20 protein-coding genes are annotated in these 18,989 nt (G+C 59.5%); 5 read left to right on the top strand and 15 right to left on the bottom strand.

Annotated features, from left to right (window positions below):
- Position 1: 1 nt before the first annotated feature.
- From rfbD to rfbB, 4 genes are read right to left on the bottom strand one after another with little or no spacing between them, the layout of a single operon-like run.
- Entirely contained in the window at positions 2–883 is an 882-nt protein-coding gene (gene rfbD, locus C4J92_RS01595) for a dTDP-4-dehydrorhamnose reductase (RefSeq protein ID WP_124402744.1), read from the bottom strand.
- Positions 880–1,425 (bottom strand): dTDP-4-dehydrorhamnose 3,5-epimerase, encoded by a 546-nt coding sequence (rfbC, locus tag C4J92_RS01600; protein WP_124402745.1) that lies wholly within the window; start codon positions 1,423–1,425, stop codon positions 880–882. Before rfbC ends, rfbD begins: the two co-directional genes overlap by 4 nt.
- Positions 1,422–2,297 (bottom strand): glucose-1-phosphate thymidylyltransferase RfbA, encoded by an 876-nt coding sequence (gene rfbA, locus C4J92_RS01605; RefSeq protein ID WP_124369230.1) that lies wholly within the window; start codon positions 2,295–2,297, stop codon positions 1,422–1,424. Before rfbA ends, rfbC begins: the two co-directional genes overlap by 4 nt.
- The gene (gene rfbB, locus C4J92_RS01610; RefSeq protein WP_124369231.1) at positions 2,294–3,376 is read right to left on the bottom strand and encodes a dTDP-glucose 4,6-dehydratase; all 1,083 of its coding nucleotides are present in this window, start codon (positions 3,374–3,376) and stop codon (positions 2,294–2,296) included. Before rfbB ends, rfbA begins: the two co-directional genes overlap by 4 nt.
- A 151-nt stretch (positions 3,377–3,527) precedes the next feature.
- Here rfbB and C4J92_RS01615 point away from each other — a divergent pair, with 151 nt between their 5' ends.
- The 3 genes from C4J92_RS01615 (at position 3,528) to C4J92_RS01625 (ending at position 8,114) form a co-directional block, all read left to right on the top strand.
- Positions 3,528–6,434 carry an aminotransferase gene (locus C4J92_RS01615; protein WP_124402746.1) on the top strand — a complete coding sequence of 969 codons (2,907 nt, stop codon included), beginning with the start codon at positions 3,528–3,530 and terminating at the stop codon, positions 6,432–6,434.
- A gap of 120 nt (positions 6,435–6,554) precedes the next feature.
- The gene (aguA, locus tag C4J92_RS01620; protein WP_124402747.1) at positions 6,555–7,661 is read left to right on the top strand and encodes an agmatine deiminase; all 1,107 of its coding nucleotides are present in this window, start codon (positions 6,555–6,557) and stop codon (positions 7,659–7,661) included.
- 237 nt (positions 7,662–7,898) lie between these two features.
- Complete coding sequence (locus C4J92_RS01625; RefSeq protein WP_124402748.1) at positions 7,899–8,114, top strand: hypothetical protein; 216 nt, start codon at positions 7,899–7,901, stop codon at positions 8,112–8,114.
- Between the two features lie 132 nt (positions 8,115–8,246).
- Here C4J92_RS01625 and C4J92_RS01630 read toward each other — a convergent pair whose 3' ends face one another.
- On the bottom strand, positions 8,247–10,334 hold the full coding sequence (locus tag C4J92_RS01630; protein WP_124402749.1) for a TonB-dependent siderophore receptor: 2,088 nt from the start codon (positions 10,332–10,334) through the stop codon (positions 8,247–8,249).
- A gap of 408 nt (positions 10,335–10,742) precedes the next feature.
- Between C4J92_RS01630 and C4J92_RS01635 the strand changes: the two genes are divergently transcribed.
- On the top strand, positions 10,743–12,059 hold the full coding sequence (locus tag C4J92_RS01635) for an OprD family porin (RefSeq protein WP_124402750.1): 1,317 nt from the start codon (positions 10,743–10,745) through the stop codon (positions 12,057–12,059).
- 148 nt (positions 12,060–12,207) lie between these two features.
- Here C4J92_RS01635 and C4J92_RS01640 read toward each other — a convergent pair whose 3' ends face one another.
- Positions 12,208–12,996: an SDR family oxidoreductase gene (locus C4J92_RS01640; RefSeq protein ID WP_124402751.1), complete on the bottom strand. Its 789-nt coding sequence runs from the start codon at positions 12,994–12,996 to the stop codon at positions 12,208–12,210.
- A 192-nt stretch (positions 12,997–13,188) separates the two neighbouring features.
- On the opposite strand from C4J92_RS01640, the gene C4J92_RS01645 reads away from it, so the two are divergent.
- Complete coding sequence (locus C4J92_RS01645; protein ID WP_124405752.1) at positions 13,189–13,764, top strand: TetR/AcrR family transcriptional regulator; 576 nt, start codon at positions 13,189–13,191, stop codon at positions 13,762–13,764.
- Positions 13,765–14,004: 240 nt separating this feature from the next.
- Here the strand turns inward: C4J92_RS01645 and C4J92_RS01650 are convergent, their stop codons facing one another.
- The 9 genes from C4J92_RS01650 to C4J92_RS01695 form a co-directional block, all read right to left on the bottom strand.
- Positions 14,005–14,301, bottom strand: coding sequence for a type II toxin-antitoxin system RelE/ParE family toxin (locus C4J92_RS01650; protein WP_124402752.1), 297 nt, complete (start codon positions 14,299–14,301; stop codon positions 14,005–14,007).
- The gene (locus C4J92_RS01655; protein WP_078822908.1) at positions 14,264–14,530 is read right to left on the bottom strand and encodes a CopG family ribbon-helix-helix protein; all 267 of its coding nucleotides are present in this window, start codon (positions 14,528–14,530) and stop codon (positions 14,264–14,266) included. Before C4J92_RS01655 ends, C4J92_RS01650 begins: the two co-directional genes overlap by 38 nt.
- 337 nt (positions 14,531–14,867) lie before the next feature.
- Complete coding sequence (gene xerC / locus C4J92_RS01660; RefSeq protein WP_124402753.1) at positions 14,868–16,016, bottom strand: tyrosine recombinase XerC; 1,149 nt, start codon at positions 16,014–16,016, stop codon at positions 14,868–14,870.
- The gene (locus C4J92_RS01665; protein ID WP_124402754.1) at positions 16,013–16,225 is read right to left on the bottom strand and encodes a hypothetical protein; all 213 of its coding nucleotides are present in this window, start codon (positions 16,223–16,225) and stop codon (positions 16,013–16,015) included. Before C4J92_RS01665 ends, xerC begins: the two co-directional genes overlap by 4 nt.
- Before the next feature lie 323 nt (positions 16,226–16,548).
- Positions 16,549–16,791 carry a hypothetical protein gene (locus C4J92_RS01675; RefSeq protein ID WP_124402755.1) on the bottom strand — a complete coding sequence of 81 codons (243 nt, stop codon included), beginning with the start codon at positions 16,789–16,791 and terminating at the stop codon, positions 16,549–16,551.
- Entirely contained in the window at positions 16,784–17,479 is a 696-nt protein-coding gene (locus C4J92_RS01680) for an HNH endonuclease signature motif containing protein (RefSeq protein WP_124402756.1), read from the bottom strand. Before C4J92_RS01680 ends, C4J92_RS01675 begins: the two co-directional genes overlap by 8 nt.
- Positions 17,476–17,739, bottom strand: a complete 264-nt coding sequence (locus C4J92_RS01685; RefSeq protein WP_124402757.1) for a hypothetical protein — start codon at positions 17,737–17,739, stop codon at positions 17,476–17,478. Before C4J92_RS01685 ends, C4J92_RS01680 begins: the two co-directional genes overlap by 4 nt.
- 59 nt (positions 17,740–17,798) lie before the next feature.
- Positions 17,799–18,116 carry a hypothetical protein gene (locus C4J92_RS01690; protein ID WP_124402758.1) on the bottom strand — a complete coding sequence of 106 codons (318 nt, stop codon included), beginning with the start codon at positions 18,114–18,116 and terminating at the stop codon, positions 17,799–17,801.
- A gap of 47 nt (positions 18,117–18,163) precedes the next feature.
- Positions 18,164–18,976 (bottom strand): hypothetical protein, encoded by an 813-nt coding sequence (locus C4J92_RS01695; RefSeq protein WP_124402759.1) that lies wholly within the window; start codon positions 18,974–18,976, stop codon positions 18,164–18,166.
- Between the last annotated feature and the right edge of the window lie 13 nt (positions 18,977–18,989).

Genomic DNA, 18,989 nt, shown 5'->3' on the forward strand with positions numbered 1-18,989 from the left:
CCTAGTGCTGCCCGGCAAGACACTCGTGCAATGCGTCTTGCCACTGCGGCTGGCTGACTTGCCATTGCTGTTGCAGACGGCTGCAATCCAGGCGCGAGTTCAGCGGGCGCCGGGCGGGTGTCGGATATGCGCTGGACGGGATCGCTTCCAGTTCGGCGCAGGCTTTGCCCGCAGCGCGAAGGGCTTGGCCAATGGCCTCGGCAAAGCCGAACCACGACGTCTCACCCTGGGCCGTGAGGTGGTAAACCCCCCAATCCCCGGCGTTACCGGCTTGCCAGCGCTCAATCAACGCACGCGTACTGTTGGCGATGGTCCCGGCCCAGGTTGGCGCGCCGATCTGGTCGGCGACGATGCGCATCTGCGGCTTCTCCTGCAGCAGACGCTGCATGGTCAGCAGGAAATTCTTGCCGTGGCTCGAATAAACCCAACTGGTGCGCAGAATCAGGTACTTCCCGTCCACGGCCGCAATCGCCTGCTCGCCCGCCAGTTTGCTCTGGCCGTAGACGCCCAGTGGGTTGGGTGAGTCGCTTTCGGTGTAAGGGGCCGGCTTGCTGCCGTCGAACACGTAGTCGGTCGAGTAGTGAATCAGCGGGATGCCAAGGGCCTTGGCTTCTTCGGCGAGGATGCCGGGGGCGATGGCGTTGATGGCGAAGGCTGCTTCCGGCTCGCTTTCGGCCTGATCGACCGCCGTGTGGGCGGCGGCGTTGATGATCAGGCTTGGGCGGTGGGCGCGCACTTGTTGGCGAATCTGCTCGGCGTTGGCCAGGTCAAGCTGGTCGCGGCCGAGGACGATGAGTTCGCCCAGGCCTTGGAGCCGCTGTTGCAGCTCCTGGGAGACTTGGCCGTGTTGGCCGGTGATCAGAATTTTCAGGGGGGCTATCATGGGAACAGGTCCGCAACTTTCAGGCTTTTACCGGTTTGATCCTTGGCGGACAGGGTCGGTGGGCCATTGAGTTGCCAATTGATATTGAGGTCCGGGTCGTCCCAGCGAATGCACCGCTCGGCAGACGGAGTGTAGTAATCCGTCGTCTTGTAGAGGAATTCGGCGTAATCGCTCAGCACAACGAACCCATGGGCGAAACCGGGTGGAATCCACAGTTGACGATTGTTCTCGGCAGACAGGCGCACGCTGGTCCATTGACCGAAATGAGGAGAGCTGCGGCGGATGTCCACCGCCACATCCAATACTTCCCCGGCCGTCACCCGCACCAGTTTCCCCTGGGCGTGTTCTACCTGGTAGTGCAAGCCGCGCAGCACGCCTTTCAACGAGCGTGAGTGGTTGTCCTGCACGAATTGAAGTTTCAATCCGCTGGCGTTTTCAAATTCGCGAGCGTTGAAACTCTCATAAAAAAAGCCGCGGTCATCGCCAAAAACCTTTGGTTCGATGACCAATACACCAGGCAGCTCAGTGGCGCTCACATTCATTTAGGGTTCCCGGCCAGAGTGTACAGATACTGACCATAGCCAGTTTTGCCGAAATATTTCGCACGTTCCAGCAGATAGTCACGATCAATCCAGCCGTTCTCGTAGGCAATCTCTTCCAGGCAGGCTACTTTCAGGCCCTGGCGGTGCTCGATGGTCTGCACATAGGTCGACGCTTCCAGCAAGCTGTCGTGGGTGCCGGTATCAAGCCAGGCGAAACCACGACCGAAACGCTCAACGTGCAGGTCGCCGCGCTTGAGGTAGGCGTTGTTGACGTCGGTGATCTCCAGCTCGCCGCGTGGCGAAGGCTGGACGGCCTTGGCGATCTTGATCACGTCGTTGTCATAGAAATACAGGCCGGTCACCGCATAGCTGGATTTAGGCTTCGCCGGTTTTTCCTCGATCGACAGGGCACGGCCTTCTTGGTCGAAATCGATCACGCCGAAACGCTCCGGGTCTTTCACCCAGTAGCCGAACACCGTGGCGCCCGACGGGCGTTGGGCAGCGTGGCGCAATTGGTCACCGAAATGCTGGCCATGGAAGATGTTGTCGCCCAGGATCAGGCACACCGGGTCATCCCCGATGAATTCCTCGCCAATGATGAACGCTTGTGCCAAGCCGTCGGGCGAAGGCTGCTCTGCATAGCTGAAACGCACGCCGAACTGGCTGCCATCGCCCAACAGGTTGCGGTATTGCGGCAGGTCCACGGGCGTGGAGATCACCAGGATGTCCTTGATACCCGCCAGCATCAGCACCGAGATCGGGTAATAGATCATCGGCTTGTCATACACCGGCAACAGCTGCTTTGACACGCCCAGGGTAATGGGGTGCAAACGGGTGCCGGAACCGCCGGCCAATACAATTCCCTTCATCATGCGATCAGATCCTTTACGTCAGTATTGCCGAGTCGTTCACCTTGATAACTGCCATCCTGGACCCTGCGGCACCATTCCAGGTTATCGAGGTACCACTGCACGGTTTTGCGCAGGCCGGTTTCAAAGGTTTCTTCCGGGACCCAGCCCAGTTCGCGCTCGATCTTGCTGGCGTCGATCGCGTACCGCTGGTCGTGGCCCGGACGATCCTTGACGAAAGTGATCAGGTCGGTGAACTTTTCCACCCCGGCTGGACGCTGTGGCGCCAGCTCTTCCAACAGGGCGCAGATGCCGCGAACTACGTCGATGTTCTTCTGTTCGTTGTGGCCACCGATGTTGTAGGTCTCGCCCACCACCCCAGTAGTCACTACCTTGAGCAGCGCACGGGCGTGGTCTTCGACGAACAGCCAGTCGCGCACTTGCAAGCCATCGCCATAGACCGGCAACGGCTTGCCGGCCAGGGCGTTGAGGATAACCAGAGGAATCAACTTTTCTGGGAAGTGGAACGGCCCATAGTTGTTTGAGCAGTTGGTCAACAGCACCGGCAAGCCGTAGGTACGCTGCCAGGCGCGGACCAGATGGTCGGAGGCTGCCTTGCTCGCAGAGTACGGCGAGCTGGGGGCGTAGGGCGTGGTTTCGGTGAAGAGATCGTCCACACCGTGCAGGTCGCCATACACCTCGTCAGTGGAGATGTGGTGGAAGCGGAATGCGCTTTTAGCCGGTTCTGCCAGCGTCTGCCAGTACGCCCGGGTGGCTTCCAGCAGGCTGTAGGTACCGACAATGTTGGTCTGGATAAAATCCGACGGGCCGTCGATGGAACGGTCCACATGGGACTCGGCCGCCAAATGCATGATCGCTTCGGGCTTGAAGCGCGCCAGCACCGCGCTGACGGTGGCCTGGTCGATGATATCGGCCTGGACGAACTCATAGCGGCTGTTGGACGCAATGCTGGCCAGCGACTCAAGGTTGCCGGCGTAAGTGAGTTTGTCCAGGTTGAGCACTTCATGCTCGGTGTGCTGGATCAGATGCCGGATCAGGGCCGAGCCAATAAATCCGGCACCGCCGGTGATGAGAATACGCATGTCGAGGGCCTTTTCCTTAGACGGACATTAAGCGAAAGAAGCATAGCTTGAGTTGTGAATCGGGCGGGCGCAAGTGCGGCGAGCACGAGGGGTTGATTAACGCCCCGGAACAATGGCGATATAGACGCCTGATAAAACCGAGGTCGTCACAATGTTGCTTGCCACATTGATCCATCGTGCCAGTTTGCCTTGCCCCCAGTTGAGCCTCGAGCAGGCGGCCCATTTGCTTGAGCAGCATTACGGCCTCAGGGGCACATTGCAGTCATTGGGCAGCCAACAAGACCTTAACTACAGGATCGACAGCGCCTTGGGCCGCTTCGTTCTGAAAATCTGCCGGGGTGACTACGCCGCAATCGAGCTACTGGCCCAGCATGCAGCCCTCAACGAGCTGCAGGCACACGTACAAGTGCGCGTGCCCAAGGTCATCAAAGCCCTCAATGGCGACGAATTGCTGAGCGTCACCGTCGATGGGCATACCCTGCACCTGCGGCTACTGGACTACATCGACGGCCAGCCGCTGACCGACTTGCCTCACCTGGGCCGCGATGTAATCGCAGGGTTCGGCGACCTGTGCGGGCGAATGAGCCTGGCACTGTCAACGTTCACCCATCCCGGCCTGGACCGCACCCTGCAATGGGACCCACGCCACGCGCAGGAGCTGATTACCCATCTGCTGGCGACCTTGCCCGAGCTTCCCCATCGCACTGCACTGGAGCAGGTCGCCGGGCAGATCGAAGCGCATATCCGGCCTCTGGCTGCACACCTGCCCTGGCAGGCCGTGCACATGGACATCACCGATGACAACGTGGTCTGGCAGCGCGATGCGCAGCGGTATTGGCAGGTCCAGGGTGTGATCGATTTCGGCGACCTGGTACACACCTGGCGCATCGCTGACCTGTCGGTGACGTGCGCCGCGCTGCTGCATCACGCTGAGGGCGACCCGTTTGCCATCCTGCCGGCGATCCGGGCCTGTCACGCCATCACGCCGTTGCAGCATGAAGAGTTGCGCGCGCTGTGGCCGTTGATCGTCGCCCGCGCGGCAGTGTTGGTGTTGAGCAGTGAGCAGCAGCGACGTCTGGACCCTGATAACGCCTACCTGTTGAAGAACGCCGAGCACGAGTGGGAAATTTTCCATGTCGCCACGTCGGTGCCGTTCGAACTGATGGAAGCGGCGATCCTGAGTAGTGTCGGCGAGGCGTTGCCTGCCTTGGCCAGCCAGGACTTTGCCCCCTTGCTGCCGGGGCTGGTCGGGCGGGAGTTCGCGCTGATCGACCTGGGCGTGCTCAGCCCGCATTTCGAGGCGGGCAATTGGGAGACGCCGGGCATGGATCGGCGGCTGCTGAATGAAGCCGCTGCGGTGCATGGGCTGGCAGCCAGCCGTTATGGGCAATATCGCTTGTCGCGCACCCGCCCGGACAGTGCTGGGGAACCGGACACCTTCGCTCTTCATGTCGAATTAAGCCTGCCCCATGGCACAGTGCTTGAGGCACCTTTCGCCGGGACACTGCGCGAGGGCGCCGACGGCTTGCTGTGTGTGTACGAAGAGCGCCTGAATCTGCGCGTATGGGGCGTGACAACGCGGCTCAAAGCCGGTGCGCAGGTGGTGAAGGGGCAAATACTCGGTGAAGTCCACGGGCCGTTGATCGTGCAGCTGTGTCGTGCCGATCTTGCTCCCCCGCTGTTCTGTGCGCCTTCCCGGGCGTCGGCGTGGCAGGCGTTGTGCCCGTCACCGGCGGCGTTGCTCGGGCTGGCCTGTGATGCCGAACCGGAGCTGGACGCCGGAGCCCTGCTGGCCCGGCGCGACGCCAGCTTCGCCCGTTCGCAGAAGCATTATTACGTCGACCCGCCCCGTATCGAGCGGGGCTGGCGCAATCACTTGATCGACATGCAGGGCCGCTCCTACCTGGACATGCTCAACAACGTGGCGGTGCTGGGCCACGGCCACCCGCGCATGGCAGCAGTGGCGGCGCGGCAATGGTCATTGCTCAACACTAATTCACGTTTTCACTACGCGGCGATCGCCGAGTTTTCCGAACGCCTGCTGGCGCTGGCGCCGGCGGGCATGGACCGGGTGTTCCTGGTCAACAGCGGCACCGAGGCCAATGACCTGGCGATCCGCCTGGCCTGGGCCTACAGCGGCGGGCGCGACATGCTCAGCGTGCTGGAGGCCTATCACGGCTGGTCGGTGGCGGCGGACGCGGTGTCTACCTCGATTGCCGATAATCCCCAGGCGTTGAGCAGCCGCCCGGACTGGGTGCACCCGGTGACGGCGCCGAATACCTACCGGGGTGAGTTTCGCGGGCCAGACAGTGCGCCTGACTATGTACGAAGCGTGGAGCATAACCTGGCGAAAATCGCCGCTGGCCAACGCCAACTGGCGGGTTTCATCTGCGAACCGGTGTATGGCAACGCCGGTGGCATTTCGTTGCCGCCCGGCTATTTGCAGCAGGTCTATGGGCTGGTCCGCGCCCAGGGCGGTGTCTGCATTGCCGATGAGGTGCAGGTAGGTTATGGGCGCATGGGGCATTTTTTCTGGGGCTTTGAAGAGCAGGGCGTCGTGCCGGACATCATTACCATGGCCAAGGGGATGGGCAACGGGCAGCCGCTGGGCGCGGTGATCACCCGTCGAGAGATTGCCGAAGCCCTGGAGGCCGAGGGCTATTTCTTCTCGTCATCGGGCGGCAGCCCGGTGAGCTGCCGTATCGGCATGGCGGTGCTGGATGTGATGGAAGAGGAAAAGCTGTGGGAAAACGCCCAAGTAGTGGGCGGGTATTTCAAGACACGCCTGCAAGCGTTGATCGAGCATCATCCGCTGGTCGGTGCGGTACACGGTTCCGGCTTCTATCTGGGCCTCGAGCTGGTACGTGACCGACAAACCCTGGAACCCGCGACGCAAGAGACTGCGCTGTTATGCGACCGTCTGCGCGAACTGGGAATCTTCATGCAGCCGACCGGCGACCACCTGAACATCCTCAAGATCAAGCCGCCGATGGTCACGACCCGGCGCAGTGTGGATTTCTTCGTCGACATGCTGTCGAAGGTGCTGGATGAGCTGTAGTCATTCGATTGTTATCGACTAAATTAAGTGATCTAGCCTGATTATTATTTTTTTCACTATTAAAGCCGATATTTATCCGTTATAAAGTCGGCTTTCACCCCATTCGGAGTCCTCATCGCCATGACCACCCTGCACAGCACACCACGCGCCGATGGCTTCCATATGCCCGCCGAATGGGCGCCACAGACTCAAACCTGGATGATCTGGCCCGAGCGCCCGGACAACTGGCGCCTGGGCGGTAAGCCGGCGCAAGCGGCCCACGTGGCCGTGGCCAAGGCCATCGCACGGTTCGAGCCGGTGACCGTTGCGGTTTCCGCCAGCCAATATGAAAACGCTCGTAGCCGCCTGGATGTGCCGAATATCCGCGTGGTGGAAATGTCCAGCGACGACGCCTGGGTACGGGACACGGGGCCGACCTTCGTGATCAACGACAGCGGTGAAGTACGTGGGGTGAACTGGGATTTCAACGCCTGGGGCGGTTTCGATGGTGGCCTGTATGCGCCGTGGAACCGTGACGCACAGGTGGGCGGCAAGATTCTCGAGATCGAGCGCGCGTCGCGTTATCGCACCGAAGGTTTTGTGCTGGAGGGCGGTTCGATCCACGTCGACGGCGAAGGCACCCTGATCACCACCGAAGAATGCCTGTTGAACCGCAACCGCAACCCGCATCTGGACCGCGCAGCCATTGAAGCGGTGCTCAGCGCCAACCTGGCTGTGGATAAGATCATCTGGTTGCCGGATGGCCTGTTCAACGACGAAACCGACGGCCATGTGGATAACTTCTGCTGCTACGTGCGCCCAGGTGAAGTGCTGCTGGCCTGGACCGATGACCCGCAAGACCCGAACTACCCGCGCTGCCATGCCGCCATGGACGTACTGCAAAGCAGCACCGACGCCCGCGGCCGCTCGTTCACGGTGCATAAGATGCCGATTCCGGGGCCGCTGTATGCCACCGAAGAAGAATGTGCCGGTGTCGATCCGGTAGACGGCAGCCAGGAACGAAATCCGAGCGTGCGGTTGGCCGGTTCCTACGTCAACTTCCTGATCGTCAACGGTGGCATCATCGCGCCGAGTTTCGATGACCCGCTGGATCATCAGGCTAAGCAGATCCTGCAGAACCTGTTTCCACAACACGAAGTGGTGATGGTGCCGGGCCGCGAACTGTTACTGGGGGGTGGCAATATTCACTGCCTGACCCAGCAGCAGCCAGCACCGCAGAGAAATTGAGTGCAGTTGTAACAGCGCCTTGAGGGCGAGGGAGCACTGCGCGAACGCAGTGTTCCAGGCAAGCCCGCGACCCAGCACGGTCGCGGGCTTTTTTGTGCCTGAATACCTGTGAATGCGGGAGATTGGCATACCTCTTGTATCGGCAAACACACCACAGAGCGCCAAGGTGATGACCGCATGGTTCTGTCACAAACCTTGAGTAAGTTAGCCGCTCACGCAGCAGGAGAGAGCGCTGAAATGAATGCCGAAATCAACCCGATGTACACGCGCACGTTCCACCCGGTGCGGGTCGACGGCGACGCGATCCACGCGCTGGCGCTCTGGTTGAAGGAAAACGGCGCGCGCCATGGCAGGCAACAGCCTGACTTGCGCAGCGTGATGAGTGAACGCTACCCGGCGGGCTTGTTCACGGAGGATGAGGTGCAGGTGTTGTGCGCGCTGGAGCGCAACTGAAGAGCACCGAAGAATCAATGTGGGAGGGGGCTTGCTCCCGATAGCAGTGTGTCAGTCAACGAAATATGGACTGATCCACCGCAATCGGGAGCAAGCCCCCTCTCACATTGGTTGCGTCTGGTCTGATCGAACCTAGAAGCTGTAGGTCCCTGTCACCACCAGGCTACGCGGCTCACCCGGCTGGATCTGCGCCACGCTGGTCGCGGAGGCGTAATAGTGTTTGTCAGCGATATTGTTCAACGCCGCCCGCACATCCCACGCCTGTTGACGGAACCCGGCCAGCGCATCCCAGCGACCATATCCCGGTAACACCACGGTGTTGAGGCTGTCGGCATAACGATCACCGACCAGGGTCAGCCCGGTTTCCGCATACCAACCCATCTCCGGCTTCCAGGTGACAAATAGGCTGCCATTACGCTTGGCCACGTCGCTGATGCGCTTGCCTTCGAAACCGTTGTTGTCCTTCTCGACCTTGGCATCCTGCAGACCCACGCCGCCGCGCACATACCAATTGCCGACGATCTTGCCGGTGGCTGTCAGTTCGATGCCGCGTGAACGTTGCTCGCCGGTCAGCAGGGTAATCGTGCGGTCCAGCGGGTCGCTGGTGCGGCGGTTGTAGAGCACCAGTTCATACACCGCCAAGGTGGTGCTCAAGCGGTCGTCGAGCCAATCGCTTTTGACGCCGATCTCCTTCTGTTTGGTCAGTTCGGGGCTCAAGTCGTTGACGCTGCCGGCCGCGTTCGGCGTGATGCCGATCAAACCGCCGCCTGCCGGGGAGAAGGTTTTGCTCCACGAGGCATAGAACGAGTGATGTTCCAGAGGCGTCCACACCAAGCCGACGCGCGGGCTGGTGCTGTGGCTTTCGACGTCCTGCTGCGTATCGCGCAGCTTGTTGGTGGTGCCCACTTCGAAGCGGTCATAGCGCAGCCCGCCCAGGAGCTGCCACTGATCGTTCAGGCGCAGTTGGTCCTGCACGTACAGCGCGCGGCTTTCGACTTCAGTGTGGTTGTTGCTCGAAACGCTCATCCGCCCGGTATGGTTGAGGTGACGATTGGGCTGGTTGAGGTCCAGGCTCGGCACAGCCTGGCCGCCCCGATTGGTCGCGGTGGCTGAGTAGAGTGTCGGATCGCGGCGCTGGCTGCCCAGTTCAATCCCCGTGAGCAGGCGGTGCTCGAGGCCCAAGGTCTCGAAACCACCCTCCAGCTCCAGGTTGTTGAACACATTGCGCGTGGTCAGGTCCTGCTGCCAGTGCTGGCGGCTGACGGTGTTGGTTTTCGCGTCGTAGCCGGTCTGGTAGGTGTTGTCGAACTCACTGTCGAGCTTGAACACGCCCAGGGTGTGGCGCAGTTGCCAGTCGTCGGTGAGCGCATAGGCAAGCCTGGAGCGCAGGGACTGGGATGTGTCATCGATGTAATCGCCGCTGGAGAAATAGGTGGTGCTGCGACTCACATCGGCAGGGCGCCCGTTGACCCCAGGAATGCCACGGTCCGGCGTGCGGTTGTAGCGGCTGTATTCGTATTGCACCAGCCAGTTCAACTCGGGCGTGAGCTGCCAGCTCATCGACGGCGCGAACAACTGGCGGTTGCCACTGACACCATCGCGAAAGCTGTTGGTGTCCTGGTTGCCCATGTTCAGGCGCAGGCTGATGGTATCGCTGGGATCGGTGCTCAGGTCGGCATACACACTGCGCAGGTCGTTGCTGCCGCCCTGGGCTTCAAGGCTGGATTGACGGCCGGGGGATGGCAGCTTGCTGACCCGATTGACGATCCCGCCCTGGCCGCCGCGCCCATAGAGCACCGCCGCCGGCCCCTTCAGCACTTCGATGCGCTCGATATTGTGCAGATCGCGCACGTACTGGCTGTCGTCGCGAATGCCGTCCAGGTAGAAGTCATTACTGGCGTCGAAACCACGGATACGCAGGCTGTCGAAGCGGGTGTCGGCGCCGCTGCTGACGTTGGGAATACCGCTCAACGCCTGGCCCAGATCGTTAGTGCCATAGGCGCGCAGGTTTTCGGTTTTCACCGAGTCGATCGCCTGGGGCACATAACGCACGGCAGTCGCGGTGCGCGTGGCGGTGTTGCTCTCCTTGACGCGCGGGTCGTCTTCATCGACTTCGGCGCTGATCGAGGTGGCAGGCAAGACCGTGGTGGCGCAGGCGAAACTGGCCGACAGCACAACGGAAAGCCCAAGGGAAATGGGCGTCAGGCGAGGGGCGAGCATGGGGAAATGTGTCCGAATTGTCAGGTAGGAAGAAGTGCGCGAATGGTAATGCTTTGCATTTGCCCGCGTGATCTATTCCCAAACGTAGCGGCTGATAATTTGTTACTTAGTGTGTTTTCGGCAGGAGAAAGGCGGTTTTTCCGACTTTTGCCAAAGCGCCATAGGTCTGTGCTTAGAATTATTTAGCCTAAATACAAGCGGTTCACGAAATTGACACATAGTTCAACGCGCGCATAGGATTGCGTCCAACGCCTGTGGCTAACAGCCATGACTCATCCAATAAGAAAAGGCCCGCGGCAGTTCAGTCGTCCGCGGGCCTTGTTTTTTCTGGAGAAAGTCGACACCAGAAAGCGATACGGGGCCTGGTGTCATAGCGCGTACTCAACCAGTAATAAGGAATATAAGAAAATGTTGAAGCAACGGATGAGTCTGATCGCTCTGGGGATTTTGAGCGCATCGACAGCCATGGCGAACGATCAGGAGCAATCCAAGGGTTTCGTTGAAGACAGCCACCTGAACATCGCAGCACGCAACGCCTACATCAGCCGGGACTACAAAAACGGCAAGCAGGACAAGGCCGAGTGGGGCCAGGGTTTTATCGGCAAATTGGAATCCGGTTTCACCCAAGGCACCGTCGGTGTGGGTGTGGACGTGATTGGTCAGTACGCGATTCGCCTGGATGGTGGCCAAGGCCGCGCCGGCGCCGGCGGTATCGACTTCTTCAAGCAGGGTAACGGCACGGTTGATGCCAACGGCAAGCCAAACCCAGGCCCGGCCCCCCACGACCTGGCCAAGGGCGGCGCGGCCGTGAAATTCCGCGTTTCCAACACCGTGCTCAAGTACGGTGATCAGTTCCCCGCCGTACCTGTGTTGCAGTACGACAACTCCCGCCTGCTGTCGGAAACCTACACCGGTACCTCGATCGTTTCCAAAGAGATCGCCGGTTTGCAACTGGACGCCGGTCACTTCACCAAAGAAGCCCGCAAAAGCATGGAAGGCACCGACAGCGGCCGCCTGAAAAGCATCGACTATATTGGTGGTAGCTACAAATTCACCGAAAGCCTGTCGGCAGCGTTGTATGCCTCCGACATGCAGGACGTACTGAAGAAGCAATACGTCAACGTCAACTATGTGCTGGCGCTGCCAGAGAAACAGTCGCTGACCTTTGACTTCAACGGCTACAAAACCAAGCTGGACCGCAGCTTCGCCCTGGAAAACCAGAAAGACGCCGACGCTCGCGACAACAAAATCTGGAGCCTGGGCGCTACCTGGGCCGTTGGCGCGCACAGCTTCACTATCGCTCACCAGCGCAGCACCGGTGACACCGGCTACCTGTACGGCGGCTACCGCAATGCGGGCGGCATCGGCGACGGCGGTAATACCATCCTGCTGGCCAACTCCTACTGGTCCGACTTCAACGGCAAGGACGAGCGCTCTTGGCAAGCGGGCTACGGCATCGACTTCACCACCTTCGGTGTACCGGGCCTGACCTACAACATTGCCTATGTACGCGGCACCAACATCGACGACGGCACTGGCCGTGGCGATGGCACCGAGCGTGAAATCTGGAACCAGTTCAAGTACGTGGTCCAGAGCGGCCCGGCCAAAGACCTGAGCCTGCGCGCTCGCGCCTCGTGGTTGCGCGTTTCCAACAACGCCAGCGAATATAATGTTGGCGGTAACGAAATCCGCCTGTTCGCCGACTACCCGATCAATGTTTTCTGATTGATCGCAGGTCGCGCCTGATGCCAGGCGAGAAAAACCCCGACTGGTTCTTTCGACTGGTTCGGGGTTTTTTTTGGGGTGAAAAACAGCAGCGCTGCCCCTTCGAAATCGCGTAACTCGTTGGCAAAATCCTGCTGCCTCAAGCCTTTCAGGCTTGAGACAAATAGCGTTGCGCCATCGTCGACTGCTTGATCTGCGCCAAAAGCCCCTGGCGTGCGGCTTGCAATGCATCCCAACGCTCGCCTTCCTGCAGCGCAGGAATAGTCACCAGCTCGCGTCGGTCGAAACCAAGCAGGGCGGCATCGACCAGTTCACCCACTTCCATGATTTCGCTCAAGGTGTTGATATCGATACCGGCGCGGTCCCAAATCTCCGTGCGGGTGGCGGCGGGCAGTACGGCTTGTACGTAAACACCCTGGGGCGACAGTTCCAGGCTCAGGCCTTGGGAAAGGAACAGCACAAACGCCTTGGTCGCCCCATAGACCGACATGCCGAACTCAGGCGCCAGCCCCACCACCGAGCCGATGTTGATGATAGAGCCTTCACCTGCTTTGGCCAGGCGTGGCGCGATGGCGCTTGCGAGCCGCACCAGCGCGGTGGTGTTGAGGGCCACCAGTTGCGCAACGCTCTCGGTGCTTTGCTCGATGAACGTGCCGGATTGTGCGGCGCCGGCATTGTTGACGAGGATGCCGATGCGCACGTCATCGCGCAGGCGCGCTTCAACGCTGTGCAGGTCGCTGAGTTGCGTCAGGTCGGCCTGAAGCACATCAATGGCGACGTTGTGTTCGTCCTGCAACTTCGCGGCGAGCGTTTCCAGGCGCGCGTGGTCGCGGGCGACCAACACCAGATCATGCCCGCGTTGGGCGAAACGCTCGGCGTACACCGCGCCGATGCCAGTGGAAGCGCCAGTGATGAGAACAGTAGGACGGGTCGTCATGATGTCAGCTCTTTATCAGGGATTGGGATTGAGGTGCGCGTAAATTCAGGCTCGATCAGCCGGTGACTTTGGTAGAGGTCATGTCACTTGCGATTAGGATGATGATCGAAATCTAAACTGTCAACGGTTTTGATTATGAACGACATCTATGTATCATCAGCTCATGAATTCAGCGGTAGAGAGGTAGCGAACATGCGCGTGTCCAAGGCCAAGGCCCAAGCAAACCGGGAGCACATCGTCGAAACGGCTTCAGTGGTGTTTCGCGAGCGCGGTTTTGACGGCGTCGGCGTGGCCGACCTGATGGCCGCCGCCGGCTTCACCCACGGCGGCTTCTACAAACATTTCGGTTCCAAGGCCGACCTGATGGCCGAAGCCTCGGCCAACAGCCTTGCCCGATCCCTCGCCGGCGCCGAAACATTGAGCGTGAGGGACTTCATCGACATGTACGTGTCCAGGGCCCATCGCGACAGCCGCGCCACGGGCTGCACCATGGCGGCGTTATGCGGCGACGCGGCGCGTCAGTCGAGCGAGTTGAAATCGACCTTCGCTGAAGGGATCGAGCACATGTTGCAAACCCTCGGCGAAAAATACCCAACCGGACCGGATGCCGCGCCGGATGAGGCGAGGGTGAAAATGATTGATCTGCTGGCAAGGGCGGTTGGCGCGATCGTGTTGTCGCGCGCTTGTCCTGATGATTCGGCGTTGGCGGATGAGATTTTGGGGGTGTGTCGGGGGGAGATGATTGAGGCGTTGTCGGGAGAGGTTTAGTGGGGATAGGGGGCGGGACGCTGCAGCACCCTAGAAATTAAAGAACCGCTAAAGGGCATAATTATTGCCAGTCCATAATCAAAGAGAAAAAAGGGACGGAATTATTTTCTTGCAATTTGCCACTATTCATTCAAACCCCAGATACCACAAAGCCCCGAGTTAAGGGGCTTTGTATTGTGGTGACGAGTCGGACCTACCGACTTGCAATTAGTTGGTCAGTTACCCGGGCGCTTCTGCGTATCAACGATACCAATCCTCCCGACGCTCTGAATGCTGGTGAAGAATCCTGAAGACCATCACGCGGTCGCCCTGCAAGCTATAGGTCGCTCGATACGGATACGTGGTGATAATCAGCTCTCGGCAATCGGGCACTGGAGACGCGTTCCCTGCATTAGGAAAACGCTCCAGCATTTCCAGGCAGTTGAGGATGTGGAAGACGGCTGCCTCCCCCAATTCCGCGCCGACTAAACCTTCGTAATGCTCGTTAATTCCATCCAGGTCACTTTCCGCTTTGCTGCTTAACGCGATCTTCGGCACGTTTTACCCACTTAGCCTTTACGGCATCCAAATCGGTGACGTTGCCGGCATCAGCATCTGCGATGCCTTCCTGCACGGCTTTGAAATGCCAGGATTCATCGGCCACATAGCGGCTCAAAGCCCGTTGCAGGTGGTATTGGCGGTCTCGGTCGGTCGCCTGCGCCAGTTGATCCAGCTCGCTGGCAAGTTCGGGCTTTACTCGGAAAGACAGAACGGGAGAGGCTGCCATAACGTTGCTCCATACATTTTTTGTATACGCTGTGTACACCGTATACAAACGTTAGGCTTCGGCAGGTTGGCGGTCAATAGCGGTTTGTCGGTTTGGGGAAGGGTTTGCAGGCGAGCGACTGGGTTGTATTAACCCAGAAACAACAAAGCCCTCACATTTCTGCGAGGGCTTCGTTTTGTATGGTGCCGGCACCAGGAGTCGAACCCGGGACCTACTGATTACAAGGAAGGTGCTTCAAGCATACAAATCAAGGAGTTACGTGATTCCTTGTTACGTCCAGACGCGCCAAGGCCCGCATAGATGGCGGGCCCTGGGTCGCTTGTTACGTCCGATTTGCTCAGTCTGCGGAGGGGGAGACGGTCGGTATGCTGTGGTCGTAGACGTCCATCATCTTCGGGTCGCGGTGGCCGCTGGCCTCCTGTTTATCCGCGCGCGTGCCCACAGTGTCGGTGATTCCACGTCTTTTCAGGTCGTGAAGCGCGAACCGCTGGTCCGGCGTGATGATGTCGTCGGCCAGGGCCAGGGTGATGAAACGTTGCCAAGCCGTATCCAGGCTTGACTTGCGAAGTGGGCCACCATGGCTGGCCACGATGATGTTCCGGCGTGACGGCGCGATCGGTATCGCGGTTTTGCGTTTGGCCCAAACCTTCGCCCGATAGGCCTTTGCATGATCCCAAGCTTCGCGCAGGCGCGGCGTCCAGCGAACAATGTTGTCCCGACTTCCCTTTCGACGGTTGGTTAGAATTCCAGTGTCCAGCTCGTTTGCGTCGGTCAGGGTTACGACTTCGATTCCGCGCAACCTGCAGAGATAGGCCAGCTCCATGACGTAACCAAGGTATTCGGGGCAGCCCCCTTTCTCGCCACGTACCAGCAACCCCCGTGCAATCGCCCGATCGATGAGCGTGTCCATAACCTGGTGATCTGGCAGGCGGCGTTGTTTGCGCTCGGTTGGGGCCTCGATGCCCAAGGCAGGGTTTACCTCCAGGTAGCCGCGGTTGCGCGCCCACTGCAACACACGGCGCAGGTAGCGGAGGGCGTGGGCAGCTTTGGACGGCGTGCCTTCGTCCGCTAGCCGATCGACGATTCGCTGCACCAGGGCAGAACTAAACTTCCGCACAGCCAGATCACCCAGTGGCTTGCCCAACCTGGTGGGCAGGGTCAGCAGGACATCACGCGAATAACAGTAATCGTCATGGGTTTTGGGGCTGAGCTTCTTATAGCGATCGCTTTCGTGGAACTGCGCGCAAACGTAGCGAAGCGTTCCACGGTCGACGTTGGATGCGTCATCCATGATCTGGTGCAGTTCGGCCAAAGAGACATCGGCCGGGGCAATGTTGCGCCGGCGCTGCTTTCCCGTTTCGTCGTAGTGCAGCGTGTACCAGACCTGACCTTTTCGGTGGTCAAAGTAAACGGCCGCTGGGAGAGCGGCCTGGTCGATATGTGCTGGAATGTGCGGATTGTGCTTCCGCTTCCGTGCTTTTTTCATAGGATATCGGAGTCGTATCGTTCTGATGCGGCTGGCTTCATGCCTGCAGCCTGGTTGATAAGGTCCAACGTGGTCCAGGGCCCGGTGCGACCACGGAACAGGCGAACACCCTGGTCGATCAGGGACCGTTCAACATCAGACCGGCGTTGGTAGCCGGTGATGCGCTGCAGGTCGGTGAATACCAGGACGTTGTCCGATCGGGAGTTCATTGCTAGCCCTCAGTAAGCTGGAGCACCCCGGGCAGTTTAGCGCTGCGGCCGGGGCTTCGTTATTAGAAATTGGATTACAAACTGCTGGGATCAGCGCGCATAACGTTTCTCCCGGGCTGCTCGAGCAGCAAGCTTCTCTGCCATCAAGGCCGCCCACTCCTCTGCTTTTCTCTGTTGGCGTAGTTTGCTGCAGCCCTGGTGCCGGCGCGTTGAACGAGCAAAGCCACAGATATCGCAAAGGCTGGGCAGATCCAGCCGCGTGCTGGCCATCGCCGGCCGGGTTCTTCCTGTTGCCACCACGGTCAGACTCTCCTTACTACTGGTCACTGGCGCGTCACTCGGGGATGGTTTGGCAGCTCTTTTTCAGACTCGATAAAACCGGTGCTCTTGGCGTCACCGTCCATAGCCTTGATGAATAAGACTTCCACCTTCGCCGAGTCCACAAGGACTTTTCCGACTTCGGCGATCGCCTTCGCACGCTCAATATCCATCGGCCTATCCTGATCCTGGAGAGCTTCCAAGGTGGCAAACAGGTGGTTTCGTAGGTCGGTCATTTTGTTATTCATGGGCGGCCTCGATCGCGCGCCTGAGTTTTCCTAGCTGGCGAATGGTGGTTTTGAGTTCTTCCGGGTATCGGTGAATAGTGTTTCGCCGCATGAGCTCACCCCGGGTTATCAATTCAAGGTTGTCGACGTTGCAGTTGTTATGGTCACCATCTCTGAAAATCAGCAGAAGGCCAGCTGCTATGGGCCCATGAACAGCCTCCCAATTACGTCGATGTGTCCATTCCCAGGTATTAGGCTCGGCGACTTTGATTTTCAGGTACCCGTCCGTGGCCATGACTTCTGTGCCGACCGGGACATGGTTGTGCGGCAGCCGCCCGCTGGCGAATTGCGTCTCTGCTGATCTCCCGCCGGCGGCGAACGGCTTACCCTTGTTCCAGCTGTCGTGTCCTTTTTGAAACCGTGTGGCCACGCCCGGGTTGTCACCTTTGCGAAGACGGCCGGAATGCTCACTGGCCAGGAACTCGGCGCTGCGCTTCAAACCGAGTTCTTTCGCTTTACCGTAGATCGCTGACTTCGGGCGCCCCAGCGTTTCTTGCATCTGAGGCATGGGCGTGTCGGGATACATGGCCGCCAAGCGCGATTCCTCGGCCGTTGTCCAGAACCGCCGGCGGTTGATCGATCGGCCTTGTTTCGCGTCAGCGGCGCTTGCTCTGGCCCGTGCTAGAGCCTGTTGTGCAATTGGGTTCATACGGAAACTCCGGATGTAGTGGGCTTGGCCAGCAGTTGGGACACAAATGCCCTTTCACTTGCAGTGAGATCACCTTGTAGGTGGGCCATGGTGGTGACTGCCTCAAGGCGGATCCGGGTGTCGGGCGTCTTGTGGACCTGGTAATCGAAAAGCGCGGTACCGACGATTCGGATGGCCATCAGGTGCCGCGCCGCCTGCAGTCCTTCTGCCGGCACTGTGGTAGCCTTCGGGTCGCTGCCGCTCTGGTGCTGTGCTTGCATGGTGTTGCCCTCAGTGGTGGTTGGTGTCGGGGAGGTGCAACTCCTCGACACCGTTCTAATTACCGGCCTTCGCCGGCAGTGGTTGGTTGCACTTGCCGAACCAGGTGAAGCACCAGGTTCTCCAGCTCGATCACTTCGTCAGTCGCTGACTGCCACTCCAGCACCGCCTGGATCTGTTCCCTGGTGCACTCCAAAACCAGAAGCTCCTGCTCTGTGGCACCACGGACTTGCAGAATCTCGACCAGGCCAGCAGCGCTATATGCCTCGGCGTGTACCATTTGGCTGGCCTCGCCGATCCACTCCTGCAGTTCCTTCAAATGCTTGAGCTGTTTCGTCGCACCGTCCCGACCTTGGCCGGTGATGACTTGTACGTGCATGATGTTTTTCCTTTTTGGTGCGGCGTTGCAGCACTAGGCTGTGAGTGTCAGAACGGAATGGACTCGGAAGCGATGTCGTGCAAGACCTTCACTGCTTCATTACGGAGTGCGTCGGGAATCGAAAGCAGTGTGCAAAGGAGGTCCAGCAGCGCGAGCATTTGCGCGCAATTCTTGGCAGTTCTTGGGCTGAGACCATCCCCATATGTTTGGGTCAACTGGCCCTGGTACCGAGGCAGGAGCCTCTCCAGGCTGCTGGTTACCCAATCTTCCGATTGCGCCACTTTGATACCGAACGCGATGGCCTTATCCGCGCTGACATCGGTTAACTCCTCGGGCCGGACCCTGGTTGCGTGTGGGCTCTCGTCTGAAAAGTTGATGGTGACCATGCGACTGGCGACGGCATCACTGCATTGCACTGGATGATTTGCGGTGATCGTTAACGCACCTTTGAATGTGTGGTGCTCGGCCATGACGCCCTTCGATCTGATGGAGAACTCGCCGTTGTAGAGCGGTTTCAGTTCGTCCCAATCAAACTTCTGATTGAACTCACCTTCGTTCTCGCAGATAACCACACGGTTTTCCGCGCTCAAGACGGACCGTGCTCGTGCTGCGGGAGTGGGGTATGCCAACGAATACGCATAGGGAACTTGGCCCGTCAGCTTTTGCAGGTAGTCCAAGATCAGAGACTTGCCGCTGTCAGCGGCGCCGATGATCTGGATAAACGGAAAGCTATTGTGGTCCTTGCGAATTTGAGCGGCGTGTACTGCCCCCAGCCACCAGGCCATGGCGACCACCCCCCGAGGTCCAAAGTAGGCGACAAAGTCGTTGAAGCGAATCGCCGATTTGAGTTCGTTTTGCATGGTGTTACTCCTG

It is taken from the genome of Pseudomonas sp. R3-18-08 (assembly GCF_003852065.1).
Lineage (GTDB): Bacteria > Pseudomonadota > Gammaproteobacteria > Pseudomonadales > Pseudomonadaceae > Aquipseudomonas.

Bases quoted from the DNA above. Each gene is read 5' to 3' on its own strand.
- rfbD (WP_124402744.1), bottom strand. From the start codon at position 883: ATGATAGCCCCCCTGAAAATTCTGATCACCGGCCAACACGGCCAAGTC.
- rfbC (WP_124402745.1), bottom strand. From the start codon at position 1,425: ATGAATGTGAGCGCCACTGAGCTGCCTGGTGTATTGGTCATCGAACCA.
- rfbA (WP_124369230.1), bottom strand. From the start codon at position 2,297: ATGATGAAGGGAATTGTATTGGCCGGCGGTTCCGGCACCCGTTTGCAC.
- rfbB (WP_124369231.1), bottom strand. From the start codon at position 3,376: ATGCGTATTCTCATCACCGGCGGTGCCGGATTTATTGGCTCGGCCCTG.
- C4J92_RS01615 (WP_124402746.1), top strand. From the start codon at position 3,528: ATGTTGCTTGCCACATTGATCCATCGTGCCAGTTTGCCTTGCCCCCAG.
- aguA (WP_124402747.1), top strand. From the start codon at position 6,555: ATGACCACCCTGCACAGCACACCACGCGCCGATGGCTTCCATATGCCC.
- C4J92_RS01625 (WP_124402748.1), top strand. From the start codon at position 7,899: ATGAATGCCGAAATCAACCCGATGTACACGCGCACGTTCCACCCGGTG.
- C4J92_RS01630 (WP_124402749.1), bottom strand. From the start codon at position 10,334: ATGCTCGCCCCTCGCCTGACGCCCATTTCCCTTGGGCTTTCCGTTGTG.
- C4J92_RS01635 (WP_124402750.1), top strand. From the start codon at position 10,743: ATGTTGAAGCAACGGATGAGTCTGATCGCTCTGGGGATTTTGAGCGCA.
- C4J92_RS01640 (WP_124402751.1), bottom strand. From the start codon at position 12,996: ATGACGACCCGTCCTACTGTTCTCATCACTGGCGCTTCCACTGGCATC.
- C4J92_RS01645 (WP_124405752.1), top strand. From the start codon at position 13,189: ATGCGCGTGTCCAAGGCCAAGGCCCAAGCAAACCGGGAGCACATCGTC.
- C4J92_RS01655 (WP_078822908.1), bottom strand. From the start codon at position 14,530: ATGGCAGCCTCTCCCGTTCTGTCTTTCCGAGTAAAGCCCGAACTTGCC.
- xerC (WP_124402753.1), bottom strand. From the start codon at position 16,016: ATGAAAAAAGCACGGAAGCGGAAGCACAATCCGCACATTCCAGCACAT.
- C4J92_RS01665 (WP_124402754.1), bottom strand. From the start codon at position 16,225: ATGAACTCCCGATCGGACAACGTCCTGGTATTCACCGACCTGCAGCGC.
- C4J92_RS01675 (WP_124402755.1), bottom strand. From the start codon at position 16,791: ATGAATAACAAAATGACCGACCTACGAAACCACCTGTTTGCCACCTTG.
- C4J92_RS01680 (WP_124402756.1), bottom strand. From the start codon at position 17,479: ATGAACCCAATTGCACAACAGGCTCTAGCACGGGCCAGAGCAAGCGCC.
- C4J92_RS01685 (WP_124402757.1), bottom strand. From the start codon at position 17,739: ATGCAAGCACAGCACCAGAGCGGCAGCGACCCGAAGGCTACCACAGTG.
- C4J92_RS01690 (WP_124402758.1), bottom strand. From the start codon at position 18,116: ATGCACGTACAAGTCATCACCGGCCAAGGTCGGGACGGTGCGACGAAA.
- C4J92_RS01695 (WP_124402759.1), bottom strand. From the start codon at position 18,976: ATGCAAAACGAACTCAAATCGGCGATTCGCTTCAACGACTTTGTCGCC.